Source organism: Phaeovibrio sulfidiphilus (genome assembly GCF_014861485.1).
GTDB lineage: Bacteria > Pseudomonadota > Alphaproteobacteria > Rhodospirillales > Rhodospirillaceae > Phaeovibrio > Phaeovibrio sulfidiphilus.
The window spans coordinates 19284-46169 of the sequence record NZ_JACZHT010000004.1 but is presented as its reverse complement, the minus strand read 5'-3'; the positions used below and the strand labels follow the sequence as shown (position 1 = coordinate 46169).

20 protein-coding genes are annotated in these 26886 nt (G+C 67.7%); 14 read left to right on the top strand and 6 right to left on the bottom strand.

Annotated elements, in window-relative coordinates; genetic code table 11:
- Positions 1 to 47: 47 nt before the first annotated feature.
- The 6 genes from IHV25_RS06235 (at position 48) to IHV25_RS06210 (ending at position 6713) form a co-directional block, all read left to right on the top strand.
- Positions 48 to 758, top strand: a complete 711-nt coding sequence (locus tag IHV25_RS06235) for a class I SAM-dependent methyltransferase (protein WP_192534258.1) — start codon at positions 48 to 50, stop codon at positions 756 to 758.
- A 428-nt stretch (positions 759 to 1186) separates the two neighbouring features.
- Positions 1187 to 3247, top strand: a complete 2061-nt coding sequence (locus IHV25_RS06230; protein WP_192534257.1) for a propionyl-CoA synthetase — start codon at positions 1187 to 1189, stop codon at positions 3245 to 3247.
- 386 nt (positions 3248 to 3633) lie between these two features.
- Entirely contained in the window at positions 3634 to 5058 is a 1425-nt protein-coding gene (argH, locus tag IHV25_RS06225) for an argininosuccinate lyase (RefSeq protein ID WP_192534256.1), read from the top strand.
- Positions 5058 to 5273, top strand: a complete 216-nt coding sequence (locus tag IHV25_RS06220; protein WP_192534255.1) for a hypothetical protein — start codon at positions 5058 to 5060, stop codon at positions 5271 to 5273. The genes argH and IHV25_RS06220 overlap by 1 nt, the downstream gene beginning before the upstream one ends.
- A gap of 2 nt (positions 5274 to 5275) precedes the next feature.
- Positions 5276 to 6109 carry a TIGR02186 family protein gene (locus IHV25_RS06215; protein ID WP_192534254.1) on the top strand — a complete coding sequence of 278 codons (834 nt, stop codon included), beginning with the start codon at positions 5276 to 5278 and terminating at the stop codon, positions 6107 to 6109.
- A gap of 70 nt (positions 6110 to 6179) precedes the next feature.
- Complete coding sequence (locus IHV25_RS06210; RefSeq protein WP_192534253.1) at positions 6180 to 6713, top strand: universal stress protein; 534 nt, start codon at positions 6180 to 6182, stop codon at positions 6711 to 6713.
- Between the two features lie 352 nt (positions 6714 to 7065).
- Here the strand turns inward: IHV25_RS06210 and folD are convergent, their stop codons facing one another.
- Complete coding sequence (folD, locus tag IHV25_RS06205; protein WP_192534252.1) at positions 7066 to 7950, bottom strand: bifunctional methylenetetrahydrofolate dehydrogenase/methenyltetrahydrofolate cyclohydrolase FolD; 885 nt, start codon at positions 7948 to 7950, stop codon at positions 7066 to 7068.
- Between the two features lie 158 nt (positions 7951 to 8108).
- Here folD and purU point away from each other — a divergent pair, with 158 nt between their 5' ends.
- The 3 genes from purU to IHV25_RS06190 are packed head-to-tail and all read left to right on the top strand — an operon-like array spanning position 8109 to position 11516.
- A complete protein-coding gene (gene purU, locus IHV25_RS06200; RefSeq protein ID WP_192534251.1) occupies positions 8109 to 8996 on the top strand; it encodes a formyltetrahydrofolate deformylase in 888 nt (295 codons plus the stop codon).
- Between the two features lie 37 nt (positions 8997 to 9033).
- Positions 9034 to 10500, top strand: a complete 1467-nt coding sequence (locus IHV25_RS06195; RefSeq protein WP_192534250.1) for an ammonium transporter — start codon at positions 9034 to 9036, stop codon at positions 10498 to 10500.
- Positions 10497 to 11516: a DUF6635 family protein gene (locus tag IHV25_RS06190; RefSeq protein ID WP_192534249.1), complete on the top strand. Its 1020-nt coding sequence runs from the start codon at positions 10497 to 10499 to the stop codon at positions 11514 to 11516. Before IHV25_RS06195 ends, IHV25_RS06190 begins: the two co-directional genes overlap by 4 nt.
- A 170-nt stretch (positions 11517 to 11686) precedes the next feature.
- Here IHV25_RS06190 and IHV25_RS06185 read toward each other — a convergent pair whose 3' ends face one another.
- The 3 genes from IHV25_RS06185 to IHV25_RS06175 form a co-directional block, all read right to left on the bottom strand.
- Positions 11687 to 12274, bottom strand: a complete 588-nt coding sequence (locus tag IHV25_RS06185; RefSeq protein ID WP_338048598.1) for a L,D-transpeptidase family protein — start codon at positions 12272 to 12274, stop codon at positions 11687 to 11689.
- 1 nt (position 12275) lies between these two features.
- Complete coding sequence (locus IHV25_RS06180; protein ID WP_192534247.1) at positions 12276 to 13802, bottom strand: hypothetical protein; 1527 nt, start codon at positions 13800 to 13802, stop codon at positions 12276 to 12278.
- 299 nt (positions 13803 to 14101) lie between these two features.
- The gene (locus IHV25_RS06175; RefSeq protein ID WP_192534246.1) at positions 14102 to 14986 is read right to left on the bottom strand and encodes a SphA family protein; all 885 of its coding nucleotides are present in this window, start codon (positions 14984 to 14986) and stop codon (positions 14102 to 14104) included.
- Between the two features lie 319 nt (positions 14987 to 15305).
- On the opposite strand from IHV25_RS06175, the gene IHV25_RS06170 reads away from it, so the two are divergent.
- From IHV25_RS06170 to IHV25_RS06150, 5 genes are all read left to right on the top strand, one after another.
- Positions 15306 to 16301, top strand: coding sequence for a flagellar biosynthesis protein FlhF (locus IHV25_RS06170; RefSeq protein WP_192534245.1), 996 nt, complete (start codon positions 15306 to 15308; stop codon positions 16299 to 16301).
- Positions 16301 to 17122, top strand: coding sequence for a MinD/ParA family protein (locus IHV25_RS06165; RefSeq protein WP_192534244.1), 822 nt, complete (start codon positions 16301 to 16303; stop codon positions 17120 to 17122). Before IHV25_RS06170 ends, IHV25_RS06165 begins: the two co-directional genes overlap by 1 nt.
- A gap of 406 nt (positions 17123 to 17528) precedes the next feature.
- Positions 17529 to 19697: a TonB-dependent receptor gene (locus IHV25_RS06160; RefSeq protein ID WP_192534243.1), complete on the top strand. Its 2169-nt coding sequence runs from the start codon at positions 17529 to 17531 to the stop codon at positions 19695 to 19697.
- A gap of 478 nt (positions 19698 to 20175) precedes the next feature.
- Positions 20176 to 21105 carry a helix-turn-helix transcriptional regulator gene (locus IHV25_RS06155; protein WP_192534242.1) on the top strand — a complete coding sequence of 310 codons (930 nt, stop codon included), beginning with the start codon at positions 20176 to 20178 and terminating at the stop codon, positions 21103 to 21105.
- Positions 21106 to 21271: 166 nt separating this feature from the next.
- Complete coding sequence (locus IHV25_RS06150) at positions 21272 to 22516, top strand: MFS transporter (RefSeq protein ID WP_192534241.1); 1245 nt, start codon at positions 21272 to 21274, stop codon at positions 22514 to 22516.
- Between the two features lie 509 nt (positions 22517 to 23025).
- On the opposite strand, the gene IHV25_RS06145 is transcribed toward IHV25_RS06150, so the two are convergent.
- Entirely contained in the window at positions 23026 to 24813 is a 1788-nt protein-coding gene (locus IHV25_RS06145; protein WP_192534240.1) for an ABC transporter ATP-binding protein, read from the bottom strand.
- The gene (locus tag IHV25_RS06140) at positions 24813 to 26657 is read right to left on the bottom strand and encodes an ABC transporter ATP-binding protein (protein WP_192534239.1); all 1845 of its coding nucleotides are present in this window, start codon (positions 26655 to 26657) and stop codon (positions 24813 to 24815) included. The genes IHV25_RS06145 and IHV25_RS06140 overlap by 1 nt, the downstream gene beginning before the upstream one ends.
- Between the last annotated feature and the right edge of the window lie 229 nt (positions 26658 to 26886).

Here is a 26886-nt window from a genome sequence, read left to right as displayed (position 1 = left end):
AACACACCCGGCACGACCACAAAACACGCACCAACAAGAGAGAACCCATGTCTTTACCTGTCACTGAAGAAACCAGCCAGTCCCTGCAGTCGCGGGCATTTCTGGAAAGCGAGGGAGACCGCTGGTTTGAGCGCAACCGCTCCGCGCTCGCCGAAAAGCCGGTTTTTTTCGACACCGAAATGATCAAGCGCGTGCTCGCACCGTTTCAAAACGACATAAACACGGTTCTCGAAATCGGGTGCGGCGGCGGGGCCAAGCTCAATGAGCTCTGCCAGTTTTTCAAGGCCTCAGGGTTCGGGGTTGATCCTTCCGCCAGCGCGGTCGCGCATGGAAACGCAACCTACAGCTCCTGCCAGCTGTCCGTGGCCACCGCCTCGAAACTGCCCTATGAGGATGATCAGTTCGACCTCGTCGTGTTCGGCTTCTGTCTGTGCATGATCGACCGCCGGGACATCCTGAAAGCGGTCGCCGAGGCGGACCGGGTTCTCAAACAGGGCGGCTTTCTGGCAATCCTGGACTTCGATCCTGCGTTCCGGCACAAACGCCCCTACCATCACCTGCCGGGACTGTTTTGCTACAAGGGCCCGTATCCGGATCTCTTCACCGCAAGCGGCCATTACCACCCGGTGTGCAAGGAGAGTTTTTCTCACACGGCGCCCCAGTTCGACAAAGACAGCAATGAGCGGCTGTCCCTGTCCATTCTGTACAAGGAGCCGGATGCGTATCCGACGCAGGAGCTCACTGCACCGGCGCCCTGACGCCTGACGCGACGGGCCACGCGCAACACCGGGCCCCGGTCCGGAAACCCGACCCCCGCAGGGCGCACACACCCGCGCGCAACACCGGGCCCGGGCACCCCGCCCCCGGCGGCCACACAAACAGGCCAGGCCGGAGGGCGGGGCCCCGGGTCCACCCCGGGTCCGACGGCTCCCGCACCCTCCGGTTGGCCCCGCACAGCCCCGTTTCACCCCCCGGGAGCCCCGGACAACATCCTCCCGTTGTCCCGCCCCCGGGCTCCGGAGCGCAAAACCGCACCCCATGCGTGCGCGCCCGAAGTCGGGACTCGTGAAAGATGCCCCGTTGCTTTCCAATCCCCCTATCCGTGAACCACACAGAACACGCAACCGGGAGATGACGAAAAACAGGGGCTCGAAACAGATCTCCGGCTTCGATATCGATTTCAGTAATGAACTTGCATAAGGCGAGCCTTTTTCGTCTCTTTCTGTCGTTTTTCCCTAGGCACGCGCATACGGTTTTGCATACACTCCGCCGCTCCACAGCCCGGGGGCGAGACAACACCCACCGTCTCCGGAACCCGAATGCAACTGACAGGGGCCTGAACATGGGAAAATACGACGAGGTCTATCACCGTTCCATCACTGACAAGGAAGGGTTCTGGGGCGACGCGGCCCGCCAGATCGACTGGATCAAGCCGGCGGACAAGGTGCTCGATGACTCCAACCCGCCGATCTACCGCTGGTTCCGCGGCGGCGTCCTGAACACGTGCTACAACGCGGTGGATCGCCACGTCGAGAACGGTCGCGCGGACCAGACGGCCATCATCTACGACAGCCCCGTCACCAACACCAAGCGCCAGGTGACCTACCGGGAGCTGCTGGACCAGGTCTCGCGCTTTGCCGGTGTCCTGGCGGCGAACGGCGTCACGAAGGGCGACCGGGTCATTCTCTACATGCCCATGATCCCCGAGAGCCTTGTGGCCATGCTGGCCTGCGCGCGCCTGGGTGCGATCCACTCGGTGGTGTTCGGCGGCTTTGCGGCGAACGAGCTGGCGACGCGCATCAACGACTGCACGCCCAGAGTGATCGTGACCGCCTCCTGCGGCATCGAGCCCAACCGCGTGATTGCCTACAAGCCCATGGTTGACGAGGCCATTGACCTCTCCACCCACAAGCCCGAGGGCGTGATTGTCTTCCAGCGTCCCCAGGCGACGGCGACCCTGGACCGCCCCGGCGACCGGGACTGGATGGAGGAAATGGCGAAGGCCGAGCCCCACGCCTGCGTGCCGGTTGAGGCAACGGATCCCCTGTACATCCTCTACACCTCCGGCACCACCGGCCAGCCCAAGGGCGTCATGCGCGACAACGGCGGCCACGCGGTGGCACTGAAGTGGTCCATGCAGGCCATCTACGACGTGAACCCGGGCGAAGTGTTCTGGTCCGCCTCCGACGTGGGCTGGGTCGTGGGCCACTCGTACATCGTGTACGCGCCGCTCCTGCAGGGCGCCACGACCATCGTGTTCGAGGGCAAGCCCGTGGGCACGCCGGACGCCTCCACGTTCTGGCGCATCATATCGGAATACAAGGTGGTGAGCTTCTTCACGGCCCCGACCGCGTTCCGCGCCATCCGCCGCGACGACCCCGAGGGCGAGTTCATCCGCAAGTACGACCTGTCCTCCCTGCGCACGCTCTTCCTTGCGGGCGAGCGCGCCGACCCGGCCACCATCCAGTGGGCCGAGGAGCACCTGAAGGTGCCCGTGATCGACAACTGGTGGCAGACCGAGACCGGCTGGGCCATTGCGGCCAACTGCCGCGGCATCGAGCTCCTGCCGGTGAAGTTCGGCTCCCCGACCCGGGCCGCCCCGGGCTGGGACGTGCAGGTGCTGGACGAGGACGGCCACCCGATGGAGGCGGGCAAGATCGGCTCGCTGGTGTGCAAGCTGCCCCTGCCTCCGGGCACGCTGGTGTCCCTGTGGAACGCCGAGAAGCGCTACGTCGACAGCTACCTGACCGACTTCCCGGGCTACTACAAGACCGGTGACGCGGGCTTCCTGGACGACGACCACTATGTGTACGTGATGACCCGGACCGACGACATCATCAACGTGGCCGGACACCGCCTGTCCACCGGCGCCATGGAGGAGGTTCTGGCGAACCACCCGGCGGTGGCCGAGTGCGCCGTGATCGGCATCGCCGACGAGCTCAAGGGACAGATGCCCCTCGGCTTCGTGGTGCTCAAGGCTGGCATCACCACCAGCCCCGAGGTCATTGAGAAGGAGTGCGCGGCTCTGGTGCGCGAGCAGATCGGCCCCGTGGCGGCGTACAAGCAGACGGTGGTGGTGCAGCGCCTGCCCAAGACCCGCTCGGGCAAGATCCTGCGCGGCACCATGCAGAAGATCGCGGACAACGAGGAATACAAGATGCCCGCGACCATCGACGACCCCGGCATCCTGCCGGAAATTCAGGAGGCTCTGGAGGACATCGGGCTCGCAACCCGCCGCCAGGGCTAGGCCGGACACGGTCTCCGGGTGCCGGCATCGCGTTCCGGCTCCCGGGTTCGGGCAGCTCCGGCCTCCCCGGTCCCTCGGGCGAGAGGATCGGGAACCGCCGGTGTCCACGCCCCGACCCACCCCCTGCCCCAACCGGCAGGGGGTTTTTTCATGGGCCGGCGCCGGACGCAAACGGACGCAAACGCAGGCACCGGTTCGGACCCGGCCACCGCCCCCTTCGCCGCCCCACCCACCCGAAAAACACCGCCGCAGCACGCGCCCCGTCCTGCCGTCTTGCGCGGCGGCGCGTTTGCGCTCAAAATCAGCGCCAGCCGGAGCCCTTGTCCCGGGATGCGGGGCCAGCCCCTCCGGCCGCATCGCAACGCTTTTTCAGGAAGGTTCCTTTCGTGTCTCGCAACGCCAGCAGTGACTCCCGCCCCGTCAGCGCCATCTGGGGAGGCCGGTTCGCCAGCGGCCCGTCCGCCGTCATGGAGGCCATCAACGCCTCGATCGGGTTCGACAAGCGCCTCTACGCCCAGGATATCGCGGGATCGAAGGCCCACGCCGACATGCTGGCCGCCTGCGGAATTCTGTCGCAGGAGGACAACGCCGCCATCCAGGAGGGCCTGGACCGGATCCGCGAGGACATCGAGGCCGGCCGCTTCGAGTTCTCCACCCGGCTGGAGGACATCCACATGAACGTGGAAACCCGCCTGCGCGAGAGGATCGGCGATGCCGCCGGGCGGCTCCACACGGCGCGCTCGCGCAACGACCAGGTGGCCACGGACTTCCGGCTCTGGGTGCGCGATGCCATGGACCACATCCAGGGCCTTCTGCGGGATCTCCAGCGCGTCCTGATCGACCGCGCGGAGGAGCACTTCGACACGGTCATGCCCGGCTTCACCCACCTGCAGACCGCCCAGCCCGTCACCCTGGGACACCACCTTCTGGCCTATGTCGAGATGTTCGGCCGGGACCGCTCCCGGTTCCGGGACGCCCGGGCCCGCCTGAACGAGTGCCCTCTGGGCAGCGCCGCCCTGGCCGGAACCGGCTTCCCCATCGACCGGGAGCAGACCGCCCGGGCTCTCGGCTTTGACGGCCCCATGCGCAACTCTCTGGACGGCGTCTCGGACCGGGACTTCGCCCTCGACTACCTCTCGGCGGCCAGCATCTGCGCCGTCCACCTGTCGCGCCTGGCCGAGGAGCTCGTGATCTGGACCTCGGCCCAGTTCGGTTTCGTGCGCCTGCCCGACGCCTACTCCACCGGATCGTCGATCATGCCCCAGAAGCGCAACCCGGACGCGGCCGAGCTGGTCCGGGCCAAGGCGGGGCGCGTCATCGGCAACCTTAACAGCCTGCTGGTGGTGATGAAGGGCCTTCCGCTGGCCTACTCCAAGGACATGCAGGATGACAAGGAGCCGGTCTTCGAGGCCAGCGACACCCTGGAGCTCTGCCTTGCGGCCATGACCGGCATGGTCGAGCACATGATGCCCAACGTGGCCCGCCTGCGCGAGAGCGCCGCCCAGGGCTTCACCACCGCCACCGACCTTGCGGACTGGCTGGTCCGGGAGCTGGGCACGCCCTTCCGTGACGCCCACGGCGTGGCCGGAGCCATTGTCCGCATGGCCGAGGACCGGGGCGTGGGTCTGGAAGACCTGACCCTCGAGGACATGCAGGCCGTGGAGCCCCGCCTGACGGACGAGGCCGTCCGGGTTCTGACGGTGGACGCGTCGGTCTCGGCGCGCTCCAGCTTCGGGGGCACGGCGCCCTCGCGGGTGCGCGAGGCGGTCCGCGAGGCCCGGCGGCGCTTCCTGGAAACGGAGGACACCTGATGGGTCGCCTTCTCGTCTGCCTGCTTGTTGTGGTGACCCTGGCCGCGTGCGCCAAGGTCGCCCCCAACAAGCGCCCGCCGGAGGGAGCCTATCCCCGGCAGTACCCCTACGAGCCGCCCGACCTTTATAACCCCACCTACCCTCCGGACTCCTCCGCCCGTGACGCCCTGCGGCGCGAGGACATGCGCGCCAGCGGCTCGGTCTTCGGGAAATGACCGTGCGCCGTGTGTTTCGGGCTCCGGCCCCTCGCACCCCCTCCGCCGCCCGGGCTGTCCGCGTTGTGACAGCCCTTGTGGTCCTTCTTGCCGTCGCGGGCCTCACCGTGCCGGGGGCCCGGGCGCGCAGCGGGCCCTTTATTGTGGACCTGTCCCGACACCAGGTCTCCATCACCACCGCCTACGCCGGCACCGAGGTGCTGCTGTTCGGAACCGCTGATGTCCGGGACGCGGATGTGGTGATGGTGGTTCGCGGACCCGCGGGAAGCGAGACCGTGCGCCGGAAAACCCACAAGGGCCCCCTGTGGGTCTATGGCGAGTCCGTGGACTTCCGGGACGCACCCGGCTTCTACCAGGTTGCGAGCACCCGGCCCCTTGATGCCATTGCCGGGCCCGCCGTGCTGGCCGGAAACCAGATTGGCACCCGGGACCTGGAGCTGGCCACCCGCACGTCGACCCCGATGGATCCCGAGACCCTTGCCACCTTCCGCGAGGCGTTCCTGTCCCTGAAGCGGGACCAGGGGCTCTATGCGCCGCAGGATGTGGGCGCCACGCCGGACACCACCATCACGGTCTCGGGCGACACCCTGTTTCAGAAGCCCATCCGCTTTCCCGCCAACGCGCCCCTGGGCCGCTACACGGTGGACATCTACCTGTTCCGGGACGGGAACCTGGAAAGCGTGCGGCAGACCCCCCTGTCCCTGGACCGGTCGGGAATCAGTGCCGACCTGTACGACCTGGCCATGAACCGCCCCTATGTCTATGGGATCAGCTCGGTCCTGGTCGCCCTGCTGGCCGGCTGGCTGGCCGGTCAGCTGGCATCCCGGCGCACCTGACGGCCGCGGGGGCCCCGCCCCCCGGCCCGCCACCCGGGGCCTCTCCGGAAACTGTGAAAGGAAGACCGCCATGACATCGACGGACAACAGGCCCACGTCCCCCGGAGACACCCCGGCCCCGGACTGCGCCCGCTGCGGCCCCAGCCCGCGCACCTTCCTGGTTCTGGTGGACGATTCCGAGGAAATGCACGCGGCGCTGGCCTACGCCTGCCTGCGCGCCCGGATCGCCGACGGGCAGGTGGCCCTTCTGCGGGTCATCGAGCCCCCGGCAATCCAGAGCTTCGCCTTCATCCGCAAGGCGTTCGAGCGCGAGACCCTGGAGGAGGCGGGACAGCTGCTTCAGCGGATGGCCGGAGAGGTCAACCGCCGCTCGGGACACATCCCGGTTCTGTACGTGCGCGAGGGCGACACCGCCGAGGAACTGGTCTCCCTGATCAGGGATGAGCCCGCCATCTCGGTGCTGGTCCTGGCGGTGGGGACGGGCAAACGCGGGCCGGGGCCTCTGGTGTCGGCCATCAGCCAGGGGCTCTCGACCCGTCTGGGAGTTCCGGTCACCCTGGTTCCGGGCACCTTGAGCGACGAGGACATCGAGCGCATGGGCTGAGTCCGTTTCGGCTCGAAGGCAATTATTCAGACGCGAACACGCTCAAGTCCACGCCCCATGGGTGTTTTTGAGAATGAGTGCTAACCGCCTGATTCCTCGGCAAAACGCACACTTTCTCCACAGAGTTATCCACAGCCCCCGAACGGGGAAAGCCCATATTAATCAATAGACTGACTTTCCACAGGGGGTGACAGGGGGCGTTTTTCCACGGACTCTCCGCACAGCCCGATTCCCGGCAAGTTGACTCCCGAAGCATAAAAAAAGGCCGGCTCCCCTTTTCTTCGGGAACCGGCCTTTTTCCACACTAATGGGGCCCGGCATCCACAGGTGTGGCAGGCCCCGGATCCCGTGATTACTCGGAGCCCGTTTCCAGCCGCGCCTGACAAGCCGCCAGGGTGTTGTCAAGCAGGCAGGCGATGGTCATGGGCCCGATCCCGCCGGGGACCGGAGTGATCGCCCCGGCCACCGCCCGGGCGGCCTCGAAGTCCACATCCCCCACCAGGCGGCCCTTCGGGTACTCCTCCGTCGGATCCAGGCGGTTGATGCCCACGTCCAGAACCACCGCGCCGGGCTTGATCCAGTCCCCCTGGACAAAGTGCGGCTTTCCGACGGCGGCGACCAGGATATCCGCCTGGCGCCCCAGCTCCGCGAGGTTCCGGGTGCGGGAGTGGGCAATGGTCACGGTGGCGTTCGCAGCCAGAAGCAGCATGGCCATGGGCTTGCCCACGATGGTGGAGCGGCCGATCACCAGGGCCGACTTTCCGGAGATGTCGCCCAGAGTGTCCTCCAGCAGCATCATGCAGCCCTTCGGAGTGCAGGGCACCGGACCGGGCAGACCGATGCTGAGACGGCCCGCGTTCACCGGGTGGAAGCCGTCCACATCCTTGTCCGGGTCGATGGCCAGGATGACCTTCCAGGAATCGATGCCCTCGGGAAGGGGAAGCTGGACCAGAATGCCGTGGATGGCGGGATCCGCGTTCAGGTCGGCGATGGTTTTCAGCACCTCCGCCTCGGCCACGTCGCCGGACAGGCGGTAGGTGACGGAGTGAAAGCCGGCCTCCCTGGCCTGGCGCTCCTTGGAGGCGACATAGACCCGGGACGCCGGATCATCGCCCACCAGGACAACGGCAAGCCCGGGCACAACGCCCTTTTCGGCCTTCAGGCGGGTGACGTCGCGGGCAATCCGCTCCCGGGTTCGCTCGGCAAAGGCTTTGCCGTCGATCAAGGTTGCGCTCATAAACGGTCTCCTGAAAAGAATACGGGGAAAGGCTTTTTTTCATCGGACGACTTGCCCCCGGCGTCAAGGACAAAGCGGCACACGGCCACGCTTAGTGCTGGACGCGATCCGGTCGAAGCGGTAAACAGCTTGCACTCCTTTTTGCTATCGGGTGAGCCATGTCCTCAGAACGTCTGCACAACGGGGATCCCCGCGATTCCCTGATCCTGACCGTCACCTGCCCGGACGGCTTTGGCATTACCGCTGCGGTCAGCGGCTTTCTTTTCGATAACAACGCCTTCATTACAGAAACCGCGCAGTACTCCGACCCGGATACCGGGCGTTACTTCATGCGCACGGTGATCCGCTCCGACACCCCGGACCTTCCGGATATCGAGGTTCTGCGGGACAAGTTCACCGCCGTGGCCGAGCGCTTCCAGATGAAGTGGCAACTGTTCTCCGCCCGGGAGCGCCAGAAAATGGTCATTGCGGTGTCCAAGTTCGGCCACTGCCTGGACGACCTGCTGCACCGCTGGCGCTCGGGTCTTCTGAACGTGGACATCCCGGCGATCATCTCCAACCACCCGGACATGGCCCAGGTGGCCGAGTGGCACCAGATCCCCTACTATCACCTGCCCGTGACCCAGGACACCAAGGAGCTTCAGGAAAAGGCGTTCCTGAAAGTCGTCGAGGACACGGGGGCTGACTTTGTTGTGCTGGCCCGTTACATGCAGATCCTCTCGCAAGAGGCGTCCCGTGTCCTGTCCGGGCGCTGCATCAACATCCACCATTCCTTCCTTCCCGGATTCAAGGGAGCCAAGCCCTACCACCAGGCTCACGGCCGGGGCGTCAAGCTGATTGGTGCCACCGCCCACTACGTCACCGACGAGCTGGACGAGGGCCCCATCATCGAGCAGGAGGTCGCCCGGGTTGACCACACCTTCGGAGTCCGTGACCTGGTGAACGCCGGTCGCGACATGGAAACCCTTGTTCTGGGGCGCGCCGTGCGCTGGCACGTGGAGCGCCGGATCATGATCAATGGTGCCCGGACGGTTGTTTTCCATTAAGGTGCTCCGGCTCCCATCGAACACGAGGCCCATACCCATGACTTCTTCACGAACGAGTTTCGCCCTTGCAGGACTTCTGTGCCTCCTGATGACCGTTCTGGCTCCGGCCCCATCGTGGGCCTACGCGGATCCGGCGGGCGTTCTCGTCGCACAGGCGGACACCGCCCGCGAGCGCCCGGGAACCCTCCCCGCGCCGCAGGCCGTTGACCCCGACGCTGTCCGTGCCGAGGCGGCCGACGTCGCCGAGCCCGCCGTCCAGACGCCCCTGTCCCAGGCCGAGATCAAGCGGCGCAACTCCCTTGCCATGTTCGAGAACGTTTTCTACGTCTTCTCCATGCTTCTGCTGGTGGGCGGCGCCCTCGGGGTGACCCTTCTCCAGTCGGGCCTGTCGCGGCCTGTGAACGCGGCCTCCCAGGCGATCAACCTGGCGGGACTTGGAGCCTTTGCCTCCCTCGCGTTCCTTCTGGCGGGCTATCCCCTGATGGTCCCGGGCGGCGCGGGCGGCCTTGCCGGTTTCCTGCCCTCGACGGCCCAGGGCGACCTTGCGGGTATTCTGGCCTCCCCCGACTGGGTGAGCCTGAACGCCGCGCGCAACATGCTCTCCACCCAGGTGGTGATTGCGGTGCTGGCCACGCTTCTGGTGGCCGGAGCCGTCGCGGAGCGTGTCCGCTTCTGGCCGCTGGTCCTGTTCGGGGCGGTGTTCGCCGGAGTGATCTACCCGCTTCAGGCCGGCTGGCTTCTCAAGGAAGGCTGGCTGGGCGAGGCCGGGGCCTCGCTGGCGGCCGGCGGTCCCCTGTCGGTTCACGCGGCCGCCGGGTTTGCCGGGCTTGCGGGACTGCTGATCGCCGGAGCCCGCCGCGGCCGCTTCCACCCGGACGGCACCGCCACCTACCTGCCGCGCTCCAGCGTGCCCCTCTCCCTTGCGGGGGCGAGCCTTCTGGCGCTTGGGCTGCCGGTCCTGAATGATATCGCCGCCGGGTTCTTTGCCGATCCGGAGTACATGCCCAGAGCCTATCTCCTGCTTCAGAACCTGTCGTTCCAGGCCATCGGTCTGGCCGCCGCCACCGCCGTGGTTGCCGCCGCCGTGGTCAGCCAGATCATCTACCGCCGCATCAATGGCGTGGCCCTGGTCCTGGCCGGTCTGGGGGGCGTGGTCTCGGTCAACCTGGTGGAGATCCCGTTCTACAGCGTGTCCGGAATCACCGTGACCACCGTGGCGGGGGCCCTGGTGGTCCTGACGGTGGCCCTGATGGACCTGCTGCGCCTGGACGATCCGGTGGGCGTGATCCCCGTGCACCTGGTGTGCGGCATCTGGGGCACTCTGGCCGCCGGTGTGGTCTCCGGACAGTTCGGGGGGCAGCTTCTTGCAGTGGCCGCGGTCGGCGGGTTTGTGTTCCTGTCGTCGGCCCTTGTGTGGCTGGTCCTCAAGTTCACGGTGGGGCTGCGGGGCTCGGAAGCCGAGGAGCTTCTGGGCTTTGACCAGCCCGCACCGCCCGCGCGATGATCACGGCGGGGGCCCACGCCGGGCCCCGGGGGCCGGAGACCGATGCTCCGGCCCTGCCGGGACCGCTCCTGCGCGACGAGGCCGCGGCCCTGGTCCGGGCCGCCAGCCGTCGCTATCTGGACGGCCTGAACAGCCGAATTGACCCCTTCATCGAGAACACCTGGTCCTTCGGGGCCAGCCTCGATCTTCACCGGGTGGCCCTTGGCCCGGACATCGTCCGCGCCCCGGTGAACGCGCTTCTGTCCATCCCCCAGGCGCTTATGAACCTCTCGGGGGTGGCGCTGCGCCACTCGGGACTGCGCTCCCGGCGGGTCCGGCACCTGTCGGACCGGCTCGTGGGCACGAACCTCATCCTGCCCACCGATGTCACCCGGGAACTGACCTTCCTTCTGTACCGCGATTTTCTCCAGCTGCCCTGGGACGGCGGCGAGGGACGGCGCACCGACGTCGACGCCCTTGCCCGGGAAATCGCCCGGGATCCGGAGCTGCTCCGGGTGCTGGACGAGACCCGCTCGGCGCTGCTCGCCCGGCAGGGGGACACCGGGTTTCAGGACCGGCTGCGCGACACGGTGGACCGGTACATGGGAACCCGGGCGGCAGCGGCCAACGTGGTCACCTCCCTGCTGTGCCTGGGAACCGGCGTGGTGACGACCCAGCACATGACCCCGGGCGCGCTCGGGCTGTCGTCGGCCCTGTCGGGGCTTGTGCTTCAGAAGGCGGCGGCAGGCGGCGCGGCGCTTCCGGCTCTTGCCGGAGCGGGGGCGACGGCGGTAACGGCCCTGTCGGTTCTGGGCGCCGTGGCCGTGGCGGGTGCGTTCTCCGGCGTCGTGGCCGACCCGATCCAAAGCCGCCTGGGCTGGCACCGGAACCGGCTCCGGAAGGTGGTGGCCTCCCTGGAGAAAGACCTTCTGGGACCGCAGGCCGAACCCGTGGTCCTGCATGACCACTATGTGGCCCGGGTGTTCGATGTCCTGGATGTCCTGGCCGCCGTCCGGATGATGGCCCTGAAGCCCTGAAGCCATCCCGAATCCGCATCCGCCAGCCTGAAAAAAACCTGGGGAGTGTCCGGCGCGCGAAGACCGGTGCACTCCCGGCGGACCTGCCCTGTCCCGCGCAAAGGCCTGTGCGCCGCGGTGTCCCGGGACGCACGGAAGTCGCGGCGCCAGGCGCAAATGCATCACCCCGGTCAGGCGGCCGAGGGGTCTCCGGGACCGTCCAGGTGGACACACAGCCGGGTCCGGGGCCCGCACAGCGCCAGCACCTGCCGCAGCGCCTCTTTCTCAAGGGCCACGCAGCCCTGGGTGGGGCGGCCCTCCGGCGGCGCCACGTGCAGGAAAATCGCGCTGCCCTGGAACGGCACCACAGGATCGTCGTTGTAGCCAATCACGCACAGCAGGTCGTAGAGCGCGTCCTCGCGCCACAGAACCTCGTGGGACGGCGCGAAGGGCAACGTCACCTCGCGGTTATAGGCGGGGTCGCGGGGATCGTCGCACCAGCCCTGCTCCGGGCGCAAGGGCGCAACCGGGAGCCCGGTTTCGGGCGGGCTCTCCCGGTCCGGGCGGTAGTACACCTGGCGCAGGGAGAAGCAGCCCAGGGGGGTTTTTCCGTCGCCCTCGACCCGGGCATCCGAGACCCCCGTGCGGCCCAGGGTACAGGGGAACACCAGGGCGCCCGCCACAAGGGTTCCGGTGGTGGCGCCCACGGACGACACACTCACCCGGATCGTGTCACAGAACGGGGAGGCTCCGGCGACGGGAGGACGGGGTGCGGACACGTCAGACATCCGTGTTCAGGGCCGCCGCGCCGGACGTGGCCGCCTGGTTGCGGCGATAGGTGTCCAGATTGCGCATCATCTGCTGAAGGCCCCAGAGGGCGGAATCGGACTCGAACCGGGAGGCCGTCGGCCCCGGTGCGGACGACGGGGGCACCGACACGCCGGCGGTTCTGTTTGCCCGGGCATCCGATCCGGGGGACGCGGGCACCGGGGGCGGGAGGGAGGCGAGCGCAGGAGCCGACGCAGGCGCGTTGGCAAGCGAGCCCGCGGGGACGGAGGGCCGGGTGCCGGAACGGGAGCGCGAGCCCCTGTGATTGGCATCGCCGGTCTCCCCGGTCGGCTCGCGGGAGGCCGTGACCGTGCGCCGGTCCGGACCGGAGGCCCCGGCCGCGGCGCCGGCCGGCGCCACCACCCGCACCCCGGCAGGAGGCGCCATGGCCTGCATGCGCAGTTCCAGAAGCTCCATGGACGTGCGCCCGTCCGTCAGGGAGCGGGGCAGGGACGAGGGCTTCCCGGACAGGTCCGGAAGGGACGGGGGCAGCTTGTCGGCCAGACGGCCTCCGGGAGGACGGGGCCCCAGCGCAACCCCGAGCGGATCGGCCGCAAGGGCCGCAGGCGACGGAGGCGCCGCCGGAGACGGGGCCGAGGACGCCGCGCGGATCACGGGCGCGGAGGCACTGCCCGGCATCGCCCGGTCGTGAATGGACTCCCGGGACAGGGCTCCGGGGCCCAGATCCGCAGGACCGGGGAGACCGCCCGGATGGGTGCCACCCAGCCTCGGTGGCGGAAGAGAGGCATTGCGGGCGTGAACCACCTCCCTGGGATCCCGGGGGCCGGGAACCCGGTCCGGGGGCGCCATGACGTTGGCGGCCAGGGGCGAGAAGCCTCCCACGCTCGCGCCCGGCGCCGACAGGGGGGCGGGCGTCCGCAGATCGGCCCGAAGCTCCAGCGCCGGTACGGCCGCCGGTGCACGCGCGGGCGCGGTGCCCCCGTCTGCAAGGCGGTCCGGAGCCCTGGCCCGAATATCAAGACCGTCAAAGGGAACGGATGCGGACCCCGGAGCCCCCACCAGGGCGGTGGGGCCGTGGGGGTTCACCGTGCCCCAGCCCTCGGGGTAGTGGTCATCGCGCCCTCCCCCCAGGATGGCGGGGCGGAGCGGCTGGGAGCCGGAGGCCGACAGGGTTTCGGGCTCCCCCTCGAACAGGGCAAACACGTGCTCGCCCGTGTCCCGGCCGGTGGTTTTCTGAAGAGCTACCTCGAAGGCCGAGCCCGCAAGACCGATCCAGCTGCCAAACAGAAAGCCCCCCGCAAGACGGGGGCCGGATTTCAGCTCGTCGCCGGAAAAGTGCCGGTAGACCGGGCCCACAATGGGCAGATGATGAAGGGGATTGACGACGTCCAGAAGATCCCAGAAGGACAGCCCGTCGAACAGGCCATCGTCCTCCTGCGCCCCAACGGGCGACGGGGCCGCAGGCGAACCAGCAGCAGCCGGAGTGCGCGAGGCTGCGGAAACGGCATCGACGGCCATGGGACAGCATTCCTTTCGGGGACCAGGAACCCGAGCGGACACAGGGGTGCCGCTCCAGAAAAAGTGAGGCTTTTCCGGGAGTTCGTCAACCATGTTACCGTATGGGAAATTGTTGCCGACTCGGCGCCCGCCGGGAGCGGGGGGCCCACAGGCCCCATGTGACCGCCCCAAGGGGAAAAACCGGCGCCCGGGAACCCGGAGCCGCAGCCAGGGCGGCAAAATCGGCCGCCCCGCGCCGGACAGGACGCGGGAGGCCGACAGCCTCAAAAGGCGGCGAATCGGGCCCGAGCCCAGCCGGATCAGAACGCCTTGGTGAACACCAGGCTGGAAATGTTTCCCTGGGTTGCGTTGCGGTTGCCGAACTCCCACTGGGAGCGCACGGTCACATCCAGGCCCCAGGGCTCGATGGTGTAGCCCAGCTCGGGGCCGACGGCGAAGGCCCGCGCCCGGTCACCGCGAGAGCCCGAGCGGGTGCGGTCCCCCTCCAGCTGCCACTCGCAATAGCCGGTGACACCAACCTCGAAGAACGGGGTCAGCCGCTTGCCCACACCCCACTCGAAGTGAAAGTCATCGCCGATCTCGGTCTTCGTGGTCCGCTGCCTGGTCAGATGATGCTCCCAGCGGGCCAGGAGGGACGCGCTCCAGGTCTTCTCGGCATCGAAGTACACCGTGCCCCCTCCGGAGACCATGCTGGACCAGTAGCCTTTGCCGGCGCTCGCGGGCTTGGAGGCCTTGTAGTCCCCGACCGGAAGATACAGGCCCCAGATCAGGGCCGCATCCCAGCGGGCGCCATGCCAGGCCAGAACAAAGGGCTCCACCAGGATGTCGCCCATGCCGACGCGGCTGTTGCGCCCGGCCGGGAAGCCGGCGTCCAAGCTTGTGGAGGTGAGGGGCACGATCACGTCAAAGCCCCAGTTTCCGCCCAGAACCTCGACCTCGCTGGAGTAGATGAACCGGTTCACAAACGCGAACACGTCCACGTCCATGCCATGGCGGTCACCGGCGTCATCAACCTGGGTGTTCGCGGTGTACAGAACGTTGTACGTCCGCCAGTAGGCCCCCGGCGGCGGGAAGCTGGCAACCCGGAGCCCCTCGACCCCGCTTGTGTAGCGGGCGTGCCCTGCCAGCGCCGGACCGGAATGAAGAAACGAAAGGCAGACAACGGCAAGCAGCAGGCGTTTCATGGGTCAATACTCCGGCACATAAAGACTTTTATCTCGGACGCCCGCTCCACGGCGAGCCTCCGGCCTGCATACGCCGCGCTCCGGAGGCTTTCAAGCCCTCGCACCGCCGGATTTCCTTTTTCCACAAGACAGTTGCACACCTGCAACACCCGGCCTCCGGACCCCCGAAGCCCTGCCCGCAAAAGCCCGCAAACCCGCCATTTTTTCCCCTGTTAAATGACCGTTAACCGCCATATGTGAATATAATGCGGAGCGCTTTTTCTGAACCGGGAGACCCGCACCCGCGGCCCCCGACGTATTCCTGACTGCGGAGTGGTCTATGCGCCTCAAGTGCTACACGGCCGAGAGCATGGCGGAAGCCATGGCCACAATCCGGAGCGAACTGGGAGACGAGGCCATCATCGTCTCGACCCAGCGCGCAGCGGATGGCAGCGGCGTGCGCATCACCGCAGCCGTGGAGACCTCCAGCCGTGAGGATGACATCCAGGTCGCTCTGGGCCGGGCGCGGCGGACCCCCATGGCCGACCTCGTGCGCGAGGCCCTGACCTTCCACGGCACTCCGGGCCGCCTGACCGAGATGCTCGTCAGTCTCGTCCTGTCCAGCAACGCCCCCGACACCCTGAGCGCCTGCTCCCGGGCCCTTGAACAGGCGTTCGGCTTCACCCCCACCGCCACCGGACCCCTTCCCCGCCCCGTTCTTCTGGTGGGGCCGCCGGGAACCGGAAAGACCATCGCGGTGGCAAAGCTGGCCGCCCGGGCAAAGATGGCCCGCACCCAGACCGCGGTCATCAGCACCGACACCATCCGGGCCGGGGCGCTGGACCAGCTGTCCGCCTTCACCCGGATTCTTGATATCGACCTCCAGAAGGCCCGGGATCCGGGGATGCTGTCCGCCCTGCTGATCGGGCTGCGCAGCCGCCCGTGCGCCGTCTTCATCGACACCCCGGGGCTGAACCCCTTTTCCGCCGAGGACATGGCGTTCCTGGGAGCCCTGACCCGCTCCGGCCCGATGGACATCGTCCTCGTTTTGAATGCCGGGGTGGACCCCATGGAAGCCATCGACATCGCCGAGGCCTTCGCCGAGGTGGGAGCGACCCGGATTCTCGCCTCGCGGCTCGACATGGCCCGCCGGCTGGGGGGGATACTCGCGGCAGCCGAGGCTGGAAAACTCGCGTTTGGAGATGTCTCGATCAATCCCCATGTTGCAGATGGACTGTATGCGATTGCCCCCGCCTCCCTTGCGCAGCTCATTTTGCCCGCGGACGACCGCCCGCCTCCGTCGTCCGGGCCTGACTTTCAAATGGAACCGAACTGATGGTGCCCCGGTCCTCTGATCACGGCAGGAATGCCGCGCCGACGCTGGCGGCCCCGGTGGCTCGGGGCCCCCGTCCGGGATCCAATTTCATTGCCATCGCCTCCGGAAAGGGCGGTGTGGGGAAGACGTGGCTTGCGGTCACCCTGTCCCATGCCCTGGCCCGCAGGCGCGAGCGGGTGCTTCTGTTCGACGGAGACCTGGGCCTCGCCAACGTGGACCTGCACCTGGGGCTGATCCCCCGCTACGACCTGGGCAGTGTGATCTCGGGCGAGCGCACCTTGAACCAGACCGTGACCCCCTACCCGGCCGGCGGCTTCGAGATCATCGCCGGGCGCTCGGGCTCGGGGAGCCTGGCCACCCTGCCGCCCGGACGCCTCCAGATCCTGATCGAGGACTTGCTCCTTGTGGGACGGGGCTACGACCGCGTGATCCTGGACCTGGGCGCGGGCATGGGCCGCTCGAACCAGATGCTGGCCGCCGTCGCCCGGCGCATCGTGCTGGTGGTCAACGACGAGCCCACCTCCATGGCGGACGCCTATGCGTTCATCAAGCTCAACGTTCTGGACAATCCCCAGGTGGATATCCGGATCGTGGTCAATGCCTCGAACTCGACCCGCGAGGGGGAGCGGACTTACCAGACCCTGCTCAAGGCCTGCCAGAGCTTCCTGAAGTACTCGCCGCCCCTGCTCGGCATCGTGCGCCGGGACACGCGGGTCCGCGAGGCCATCCGCAACCAGGTTCCCCTGCTGACCCGCTCGCCGAATGCGGACGCGGCCCTGGATGTGGAGGCCATTGCCGACCGCCTCCACGAACTGGGCTGACCGACCGGACCGACAGGGCACCCGGCGGACCCTCCAACCGGACGCGGTATTCCCGGACGCAGCGAGATCGCGAGCGCGGGCGCCCTGCGCAAGCGGCCCCGCGTCCGCCAGCTTCCCTTTCCCCGCCATCTCCCCGTGACCGTGAGCAGACCCGGCCGGCGGTTTGGCATCCACCCGCTTCCGTTTTCCGGCCACCTCCCGAAAACGCCGGAGCCCCGGCCCCCTGTCCGTTCCGGGATCAAAAATGATAGTCCGGCATTCATAACGTCCGCCTCTTGTGAGGGCTGTACGCGCGCTGGTATTACCCGGCGTTCACGATCTCGCGTGGCGCTCGCCCCTTTCATGCAAATGATACGCAGTGTCATGACCGGATCTTGTTTGAACCCCTTTGGCGAGGGAGGCCGGCATGAGCAACTCACGTTTCCGACACCGTCCAGCAGGTGCGATTGCAGCACTGCTTCCGCCCCTGTTGCTTTGCGGCACGGCTTCTGCCCAGACGACTGATTTTACAGACAGCTACAGGACCATCGAGGACGCCGCGCCCCGGGCCGTGTCCGAAGCGGTGGCGACCGACGACTCCATTTACCTGGATCCGGTGTTGGTTTCAACGCGCGGCCGGGTCGAGCGTCTCCAGGACGCCCCCGCCAGCGTCAAGGTCATGGGCGCCCGGGAGTTGGAAACCGGGCGGCGCGACACCATCGACCAGGTGATTGCCGCCACCCCGAACGTGACCTTTTTCGACGAGGGCAGCATGATGGCCCCCTCCATCGCCATTCGTGGCGTGGGCGGCACCATCGGCGCCATCGGAATGGACCGCCAGCAGGGCGCGGCCATGTTCCTGGACGGCGTCTACCTGGCGCGCCCGGCGGGACTGCCCTCCTTCCTGATGGATGCCGGGGGCGTCGAGATCGCGCGCGGCCCGCAGGCGGTTCTTCACGGCCGAAGCGCCACCGCCGGAACCATCAACCTGACCCCCATCGCCCCGGGCCCCGTTTTCGGAGCGGACCTGGAACTGAGCGGAGGCCTCCACGCCTTCGGACGCGCCCAGGGGGCCGTGGACGTTCCGGTCTCGGACAAGCTCCAGACCCGCACGTCATTTTCCCTCACCCGTCAGGACGGATCCGTAAAAAACTGGGACGGCCGGCGGTTCGGTGACGTGCGCAACGGCTCGGTCCGCCTGATTGCGGACATGACGCCCTCGGACAACACCACCGTGCGCGTCTCCGCGGACTACTCGATCGACGAAAGCGACGGCTGGCTGGTCGGCGGCATCAAAGATGTCCTGAAGGACCGGGTGAACCTGAGCATACGGCCCGTGGAAAACCGCGAGATTGCCGGGGCAAGCGTGCGCGCCGAGCACGATTTCGGCCCCGTCACCCTGACCTCGATCACCGCCTTTCGCGGATACAATTACGATGTGATGATGGATGGCGACTACCAGCCCCGGGACGTGCTGCGCCAGGCCCAGTGGCAGCGCCAGCGCCAGTTCACCCAGGAACTGCGCCTGGCCGGTGACCTGGGCGAGCGCCTCAACTGGATGGTCGGCGGCTTCTATCTTTGGGAGAGCCTGAAGGGCGCCGACATGTTCGACTGGTCCCAGGTGCCCCGCAGCCAGATGTCCGGCCAGGGCCTGGACAAGTACACCAACAGCCTCTCGGGTTTTGCCCAGCTTACGTGGCAGGCGACCGACGCGCTCGAGGTCGAGGGGGGCGTCCGCTACACCTACGAGCTTCAGCGGGGAACCGCCACCGTCACGGCAACGCCGCAAAACCCGGCCCAGTGGGTCGCGGGGCGTGCCTCGGCCAACACCAGCTTCAACGCCATCAATCCCGAGCTGACCCTGCGCTACCGGTTCAGTGATGATTTCATGACCTACGGCCGCATCTCCAACGGCTGGCGGGCCGGAGGGATCGGGCAGGGGATCGGAAACGGCGCCGTCAACATCTACGCCCCGGAAAAGGTCTGGTCCTACGAAATCGGCGCCAAGACCGAATGGCTCGACCGGCGCCTGAACCTGAACGTTGCCGCCTTCTACAACGACTGGTCGGACCTTCAGGCCATCAAGGCGATCTCGCCGCTCCAGCAGATCGTGTCCAACGCGGACGCCGGGCGCAGCTGGGGCTTCGAGATCGAGGGAGCGCTCTCGATCACCGAGCACCTGAAAACCAACTTCGGCTACGGCTTCACCCACGCCAAGTTCACCGACTACAAGGATCCCATCCTGGGCGTGAACTACGACAACAAGGACATCCCCCAGGCGCCGCGCCATACGGCGACGGTCGGCCTGTCCTACGAGAGGCCCGTCAGCGCGAATGTCCGCTTCCTTGCCGGAACCGACTACAACTACACCAGCAATTACTACTTCATGGCGGACAACGCCCACTCCCGGGGCCCCGTCAACCTGGTGAACATGCGTATCGGCTTTGCCGGCGACGACTGGAAGGTTCTGGGCTGGATGAAGAACGCCCTTGATGACCGGTACCTGACCAGCGCCTTCACCGACTTCCAGGGGCTCACCCTTGGAACCGCCGCAGAGGGACGAACCCTCGGCGTGACGGCAAGCTACACGTTCTAGCCTGCCGGTGCCGGGCGGGGCCACTCCCCCCATAGTGCTCCGCCCGCTCTCCCCGACCGGGGCGCAGTCCCTCTGCGCCCAGCGCCTCTGTCGCCCAACGTGGCGGCGGCCCCCACTGGAGCCGGGGGCCCAGCCGCCCGCTGCCGGGCGGAGCCCTTCCCGGAGGCTCCGCCCGATCCACTCCCCGCTGCTGATGCCCCGCCCCCCTCCCACTGCACTGCCGCGCTCCCGGACACCCCTGTCCAGCCTCCGCCCGGGAACCCTCCGCGACCGGGGCCCGGCCTGCGGCACGACCAGCACCCACGCCCTGCCAAAAGCACCTCCCGGCCTCAGCGCCCGGGCATCCGCACCGGGACGGGTCTTCGGGCAGCGCCCTGCCGCTGGACGGCGGGTCGCCCGGGCCGGTCCAGTCCCTGTTTGACAGGCGCGCCGGATCATGCATGATAACCATTCGCATAACCGGTGCGGAACGGGGACCATGGCATCAGATTCCGAAGCTCTTGAGCAAGTCGAACCCGACGGCGTGTCCTGCGCGCCGACGCCCGATCTCCTGATGCACCCGCTGTCCCTTCCCCGGGGTATCACACTCCTCAGGCACTGCCTCCAGCCCGGCACCGAAGCCGCGCCCATGGACGGCAGCCTGCCGCCGGGGATCCGGGTCGGTGTCATGCTGTCCGGATCCCTGGATATGTATCCACGCAACCGGGCGCGGCCTGTGACCCTGTCCAGCCCCCTGCTTTACCTTGCGGCCTCGACGGAGGGCTACCCCACCCGCTATGTGCTCCACCCGGGAGAGCCCATCACCTATGTGTCCATCCAGTTTTCCTGCCTGAAGACGGCCGGAATCAACATGGAAGACCTTGCCGAGGCCCGAAGCCCCCATGATGACGACCCGCTGCCCCGGGTTCTTCTGCGCCCGGCGGACCGCACCTTGTGCTCGCTGGCGCGGCAGCTCCTGAACTGCCCCCTCAACAGCGCCTCGGGCTCGCTGTACGAGACGGCGAAGGCCCTGGAGTTCGCGGCCCTGGCCATCGAGGGCCTGGTCTGCCGCAAGGACACGGCCGACACCGCCGCCCTGAGCGCCCTGGATGTGACCCGGGTGCAAAAAGCCTGCGCCATTCTCGTCGAGCACATGCAGGCGCCGCCCTCGCTGCCCGAACTGGCCCGCCAGAGCGGACTGAACGTGCGCAAGCTCACCCGGGGTTTCCGAAGGCTGTACGGCGACAGCCCCTATGCGTACCTCAAGCGGCGGCGCCTCGAGCGGGCCTACCAGCTCCTGGCCGCCGGCGAGATGAACGTCTCCCAGACCGCCTTCAGTGTGGGCTACACGCTGCCCCACTTCTGCAGCCTCTTCCAGAAACACTACGGACACCCCCCGGGGCAGATCCGGCGCACCCATCCCTTCTAGTCCGGCGGACGAAAAGAAGAGTCCCGCATTCGCAAGCCCCCCTCATTGCGGCCAGCGGTCCCCAGTTGCGACTATCTCGCAAGATGTCGTCCGGCAACCGGGGCGCGGAGGCCTGCGCGACGTCGGGCCCGACACACCCCCAGCGGCCAAAGGAAAGATAAAAACAATGCCATTGCGATTGGGATGTGTTCTTGCGGGCCTGTATGCCGCCCAGGGGCTGGTGGTCGGGTTCATCTGCTCCACCTTCCCCACGGTCCTGCGCCAGGAGGGGGTGAGCCTGTGGCTGGTGGGACTGTCCTCCCTGGCCATGCTGCCCTGGGCCCTGAATGTGTTCTGGGCCCCGCTTGTGGACCGGTTCGCCCTGTGGAACCGTCCCCACCGGAAATCCTGGATCGTCCCCTTGCAGCTGACCCTGCCGCCCCTGTTTGTGCTTCTGGGGTTCCAGCTGGGCGCGGGGCACGTCTACATCGCCCTGGTTCTGCTGATGCTGGCCGGGTTCGCGGCCTCCACCAGCGACGTCGCGGCCCACGGCCTGGCGGTGGACCGCCTGAAGCCCTCGGAGCGGGGAACCGGAAACGCCCTCCAGGTCGGGGGCTACTGGGTGGGCAGCCTTGTGAGCAGCGGCATTATCCTCATTCTGGTGCCCACCCTGGGGGTCGAGGGCGCCGTCGGGCTGTTCGCCCTGATCGTCGGGCTCACGGTGGTTCCGGTCTTTTTCTTTCCCGAAAAGGGGCGGGTGGCCCCGCCCTCCCGGGTGACGCCCGGGGTCATGGTCTTCCTGAGGCGCCCGGACGCCCTGGCCATCATCGCCCTCATATTCCTGTTCCATCTGGGGCGCAGCGCCTCGATGACCATGGAATCCCCGTTCCTGGTGGACATGGGGCTCCGGTCCGAGTCCATCGGCCTGCTTCGGGGGGTCTTCGGCGTGTGCGCCGGCTTCGGCGGCAGCCTCCTGGGCGCCCTTCTCCTGCACCGGATGGACCGCTACCGGGCGCTGATTGCCGTCATGATCCTTCAGGCCCTGTCGACCCTGGTCTGGTGGGGTGTCGCTGCGGCCGGTGTCCACGATTTCTGGATCCTGGCGGCGGCGTTTGTCTTCCAGTACCTGGTCACGAGCATGGCCATCGTCGTGATCTTGTCCCTGATGATGGACCGCTGCTGCAGCGCCCAGGCCGCCACGGACTTTACCGTGCAGTACTGCATCGGAAACCTGGTGCAGATGCTGGGAGGGGCCGTGAGCGGCTTCAGTGCCGAGACCCTGGGCTACTCCACGCACTTCGGGCTGTGCTTCGTGCTCTGCCTGGTGGGCGTTGCCGCCGCGCCCTCGCTGTACCGGCGGATCCAGCGCCATCCCGTACCCGGACCCCTTTTCCCCGCGGCCTCCCCTCTTGCCTCAGGAGGCACCCCATGACGGCCCGCCCGCCCCCGCGCGCCCTGCGCCCCTGAGCGTCGAGCTGTCCGGTGTGCCGGAAAGCCTCCCCATGCCTGTGGGCTGGGGCGACCGAGCCCCTCGGGCCGGACGTGATCCGGTGACGGTCCGGATCCTCCGGGAGCTGGACTGAGCCTTTGTCGCCCGGCGGAAGGGCTGGGCAGGGTCGGGAAGGGAGGGCACGCCAGAGCCCGCGATAACGGGGCCCGGAAAACCTGTGCCCCGCTTCAGGCCGGAGCCCTCCCACCCGAGAACAGGAACAGGAGCATGTGAGACCCTCGGGCCCGACAGCCTGCCCCGTGATCCGGTGGCAAACCGGAACACAGCGGAACGGGCCCGGGGCGGGCGGGGTGCCCACCGGAGGCCCGTACCCCAGCCCAAATGGGGACACCACCCGGGCGCCCCCGCACTCCTTTGGCCCCCACCCGGTGGGTGAGACCCTCCCGGGCGTGGAGGCCCCTGTCCACCACCGGTGCCGGGACGCCTCCCGCTCAGGACGAGGCGTCGCCGATGGTCCAGCCCTCCGCGCTGACGCGCCTGTGCCACAGGCGGGCATAGAGCCCCTCCCGGGCCAGCAGGCCATCGTGGGTTCCCTCCTCCACGATCCGGCCCGCATCAAGGACCAGGATCCGATCGGCCGCCCGGATCGTGGACAGCTTGTGGGCCACCACGATCAGCGTCCGGTCCCTCACCAGAGCGGCCAGAGCCTCCTGGAGTGCACACTCGTTGATCGCGTCGATGGCCGCGGTGGCCTCGTCCATCAGCACCACCGGCGCATCTTTCAGGAGGGCCCGGGCAATGGAGATCCTCTGGCGCTCGCCCCCGGACAGGGTCGCGCCCCCCTCCCCCACCGGGGTCGAGAAGCCCTCCGGAAGCGCCATGATGAAGTCCAGCGCCTGGGCGGCGCGGGCGGCCTCGCGCACCTGCTCCATCGTCGCGCCCGGGCGACCAAGCGCGATGTTGTCGAAGATCGTGCCCCTGAACAGGTAGACGTCCTGGAATACAACGGTCATCAGCCCGGCAAGGCGCTCCGGCGCCAGGTCACGGACATCCACCCCGCCAATGCGCACCGCGCCCGCATCCACATCCCAGAAGCGGGACACCAGATTGAGGAGCGTGCTCTTGCCCGACCCGCTTGGCCCCACAACGGCGATCATGGCGCGCTCGGGAGCCTCGAAGGACACATCCCGAAGCACCGGGTTCTGCGGCTCGTAGGCAAAGCTCACGCGGTCAAAGGACACCCCGAAGCCCTGCGGCTCCGCGGGCTGCGCCGCCTCGGCCATGGGGGGCGACTGCACAATCCGGTCCATCCGCGCAAGGGAGGCATCCGCAAGGCGGGTCAGCTCCATCACCGCCACCAGCCCCAAAATGGGCGCGTACATGGTCAGAAGCAGGACAAGAACGCTGAGCAGGGTGCCCGTATCCATGGACCCCGACAGGAACAGCGTCGCCGAGCCCGCAATCACCAGCGGCACACCCGCCATGACAAGGGAGGCAAAACCCGCCAGCGGAACCGTCAGGGCCCGGACCATGGACACGGAAATGTCATGGAAGCGGTCCAGGGCCTCCCGGAAGGTCCGCCCGGCCCGGTCCAGCCCGTTGAACGCCCGGATCACGGGCATGCCCCGCACAAACTCGATCATGCGGGCCCCGGCGTCGGCCTGGCTGTCCTGGCGCCGAACCGAGAGCGCCGCAAGCCGCCGGCTGGACCACACAAAGAAGGGAACCGCGACCGCAAGGGACACAACGCTGAGAAGCGCCACCGTCAGATCCCGAAAGCACAGGAACACGAACAGGGAGACGGGCAGCCCCAGGGCCTGGGCAAGGCGGGGCAGGGTGTCCGAGAGGAACATCTCCACCGTCTGCATGTCCGACGTCAGGACCGTCAGGGTGTCGCCCCGGCGGGCGGACAGGTGAAACCCCATGGGCAGACGGCGCAGATGATCCAGCAAGAACAGGCGCAGAGTCCCGGCGGCCTCGTAGCTGGCGGTCCAGGTGTCGCGCACGGACAGGAAGCTGAACGCCATCTGGGCCACCAGGGACAGCGCCATGATCCCGGTGGCCTGCCAGGCCCAGGCGGCGGTCATATCCCGGCCGTCGGCCAGCCCCGTCAGAACCCAGATGACCACCATGGTGGAGGCCCCCAGGGCCATGGACTGGAGAAACCGGAACACAATGCCCCGGACCAGGCGCCCCCGGCACGGGCCGGCAACGCGCCACAGGCGCAGGAAACTCTGGAGGCCAGAGGACGGTGTGGGAGCGTCAGCGGTGGAACACATTATGCACCCTCCCCGGGGACAGCGGACGGAACCGTTTGGGTCCGAAGCGAGAGGCTCCGGGCCCGTGTGTAGTTGTCCCACAAAGTTCGATAGAGACCGTCCTGCCCCAGCAGGGCCTCGTGGGTGCCGCTCCCGGCGATGCGCCCCCGGTCCAGCACCACAATGCACTCCGCGGCCGCAATGGTGTGCAGGCGGTGCGCCACCACGAGAAGGGTCTTGTTCGCCGAAAGCGCCGACAGGGCCTCCTGGATTGCGGCCTCGTTGTCCGGATCGGTGAAGGCGGTCGCCTCGTCCAGAATGACAACGGGTGCGTCCTTCAGAATGGCCCGGGCGATGGCCAGCCGCTGGCGCTCGCCCCCGGACAGCGCCCGACCGCGCTCCCCCACTGGCGTGTCATACCCCTGCGGCAGGGCCATGATGAACTCATGAGCCCGGGCCGCACGGGCGGCCGCCTCGAGCTCCTCCCTGGTGGCGTCGGGCTTGCCCACCCGAAGGTTCTCTGCCACCGTCGCCGCGAACAGGAACGTGTCCTGGAAAACGAACGCCACGGTCTCCATCAGTTGCTTCTGGGGAATGTCGCGCACATCAACGCCGCCCAGGGTGATGCGCCCCTGCCGCACGTCATGAAAGCGTGCGGCCAGGGCGGCCACCGTGCTCTTGCCCGAGCCGCTGGGGCCCACCAGGGCCGTCACGCTCCGGGAGCGGGCGCGAAACGAAACATCGTGAACCACGTCCGGCCCGTCGTAGGCGAAGCACACGCCCTCGAAGACGATATCCGTATCCGGCAGGTCCACCCGCCGGGTCGCATCCGGCTGGGCGGGCGTCCCCAGCACCTCCTCGATCAGGGTCGAGACCATGGAAATGTGGGCGAAGCGGTGAAACACGTTGAACAGCTTCAGAAGCGGGACACTGTAGTTCCCGCCCACAATGGCAAAGAACACCAGGGTCTGCGGGTCAATCCAGCCCGCGTGAAGCATCCACACCCCCGCCGGAAGGATCACCGTGATGTTGGCCAGGACAAGCGCCTGAAAGGTCCCACCTCGGAGGATATACTGCCGCCCCATGCGGGTCTCGATGGCGGTGTAGGCCCGAACCGCCTCGGCCGTGCCTGCAAAACTGTCTCCCGTCCGGTTGAAGACCTTCAGCACCGGCATGCCGGCCAGGTATTCCACAATGGCGCCGTTCATACGCCCGAGCGCCCCCTGGTAATCGGACGCCAGAGCGCTGGACCCGGCGAGCGCCCGGCTGAGGATCAGGAACGACACCGGTGTCAGAACAATGGTGGCAAGAGCCATCCGCCAGTCCACAAGGAACAGCCACACGCTGACCCCAAGCCACATAAACAGGGCACCAAGGCCCTCGGGCAGGGCATGGGCCGTCAGGATCTCCAGCTGCTCGGGATCGTCGACCACCAGCTTCTTGGCCTCGCCGCTGGCCCGGGTCGAATACCAGCCGAGGGGCAGGCGGGACAGATGATCTGCCAAAGTCTGGCGCACAGTGCGGATCAGCCCAAACGCCACCAGATGGCTTTTCGTCGTGGAAATCCCGAAGGCCAGCTGGCCCAGAAGCACCGACGCGAGGACAAGAAGGCCGTTCTCCAGAAACACCGCCGCCGTGATGGTGCCCTGAAAGACCGCGGCGCACAGACGCCAGATCCCCCACACGAGCAGAAGATCCAGAGCCACGAACGCAACCGAGAACACCACCGCCTGGAACAGGGGCCAGCGGTATCCGGCGCTTTGACTTTTCAGAAGCCGAAGAGCCGCAAGGTAGTCGGGCCGGGCCACGGACGAGGCATCCGCAGCGGCTCCCCCGGCACCCGCACACGTGGGGCTTTCCGCCATTCCATTTCCTCACTGGAGAGAGACTGAAACCACCCTGCGCGCTGGCCCGGAGGACATCGCGCAACGATTGTGCGTATCATTCTCATCTCGATCTGGCAAGGCGGCAACCTTTTGTGCGCCGGGCTTTTGTTTACGGAGGGAGTGCTGAGGGGGCGGCGGCCAGGGCACGGCCCCCAACGTGCCGGCCAACCCATTCGGGAGGGCACGAAATCCGATCCCTCAGCCTCCC

What these genes read in the sequence shown, in the direction of transcription:
- IHV25_RS06175 (WP_192534246.1), bottom strand. Translation starts at nt 14,986, where the DNA reads ATGAAACGCCTGCTGCTTGCCGTTGTCTGCCTTTCGTTTCTTCATTCC.
- IHV25_RS06140 (WP_192534239.1), bottom strand. Translation starts at nt 26,657, where the DNA reads ATGGCGGAAAGCCCCACGTGTGCGGGTGCCGGGGGAGCCGCTGCGGAT.
- IHV25_RS06230 (WP_192534257.1), top strand. Translation starts at nt 1,187, where the DNA reads ATGAACTTGCATAAGGCGAGCCTTTTTCGTCTCTTTCTGTCGTTTTTC.
- IHV25_RS06155 (WP_192534242.1), top strand. Translation starts at nt 20,176, where the DNA reads ATGGCATCAGATTCCGAAGCTCTTGAGCAAGTCGAACCCGACGGCGTG.
- folD (WP_192534252.1), bottom strand. Translation starts at nt 7,950, where the DNA reads ATGAGCGCAACCTTGATCGACGGCAAAGCCTTTGCCGAGCGAACCCGG.
- IHV25_RS06150 (WP_192534241.1), top strand. Translation starts at nt 21,272, where the DNA reads ATGCCATTGCGATTGGGATGTGTTCTTGCGGGCCTGTATGCCGCCCAG.
- IHV25_RS06235 (WP_192534258.1), top strand. Translation starts at nt 48, where the DNA reads ATGTCTTTACCTGTCACTGAAGAAACCAGCCAGTCCCTGCAGTCGCGG.
- IHV25_RS06145 (WP_192534240.1), bottom strand. Translation starts at nt 24,813, where the DNA reads ATGTGTTCCACCGCTGACGCTCCCACACCGTCCTCTGGCCTCCAGAGT.
- IHV25_RS06160 (WP_192534243.1), top strand. Translation starts at nt 17,529, where the DNA reads ATGAGCAACTCACGTTTCCGACACCGTCCAGCAGGTGCGATTGCAGCA.
- IHV25_RS06165 (WP_192534244.1), top strand. Translation starts at nt 16,301, where the DNA reads ATGGTGCCCCGGTCCTCTGATCACGGCAGGAATGCCGCGCCGACGCTG.
- IHV25_RS06220 (WP_192534255.1), top strand. Translation starts at nt 5,058, where the DNA reads ATGGGTCGCCTTCTCGTCTGCCTGCTTGTTGTGGTGACCCTGGCCGCG.
- purU (WP_192534251.1), top strand. Translation starts at nt 8,109, where the DNA reads ATGTCCTCAGAACGTCTGCACAACGGGGATCCCCGCGATTCCCTGATC.
- IHV25_RS06210 (WP_192534253.1), top strand. Translation starts at nt 6,180, where the DNA reads ATGACATCGACGGACAACAGGCCCACGTCCCCCGGAGACACCCCGGCC.
- IHV25_RS06170 (WP_192534245.1), top strand. Translation starts at nt 15,306, where the DNA reads ATGCGCCTCAAGTGCTACACGGCCGAGAGCATGGCGGAAGCCATGGCC.
- IHV25_RS06190 (WP_192534249.1), top strand. Translation starts at nt 10,497, where the DNA reads ATGATCACGGCGGGGGCCCACGCCGGGCCCCGGGGGCCGGAGACCGAT.
- IHV25_RS06180 (WP_192534247.1), bottom strand. Translation starts at nt 13,802, where the DNA reads ATGGCCGTCGATGCCGTTTCCGCAGCCTCGCGCACTCCGGCTGCTGCT.
- IHV25_RS06195 (WP_192534250.1), top strand. Translation starts at nt 9,034, where the DNA reads ATGACTTCTTCACGAACGAGTTTCGCCCTTGCAGGACTTCTGTGCCTC.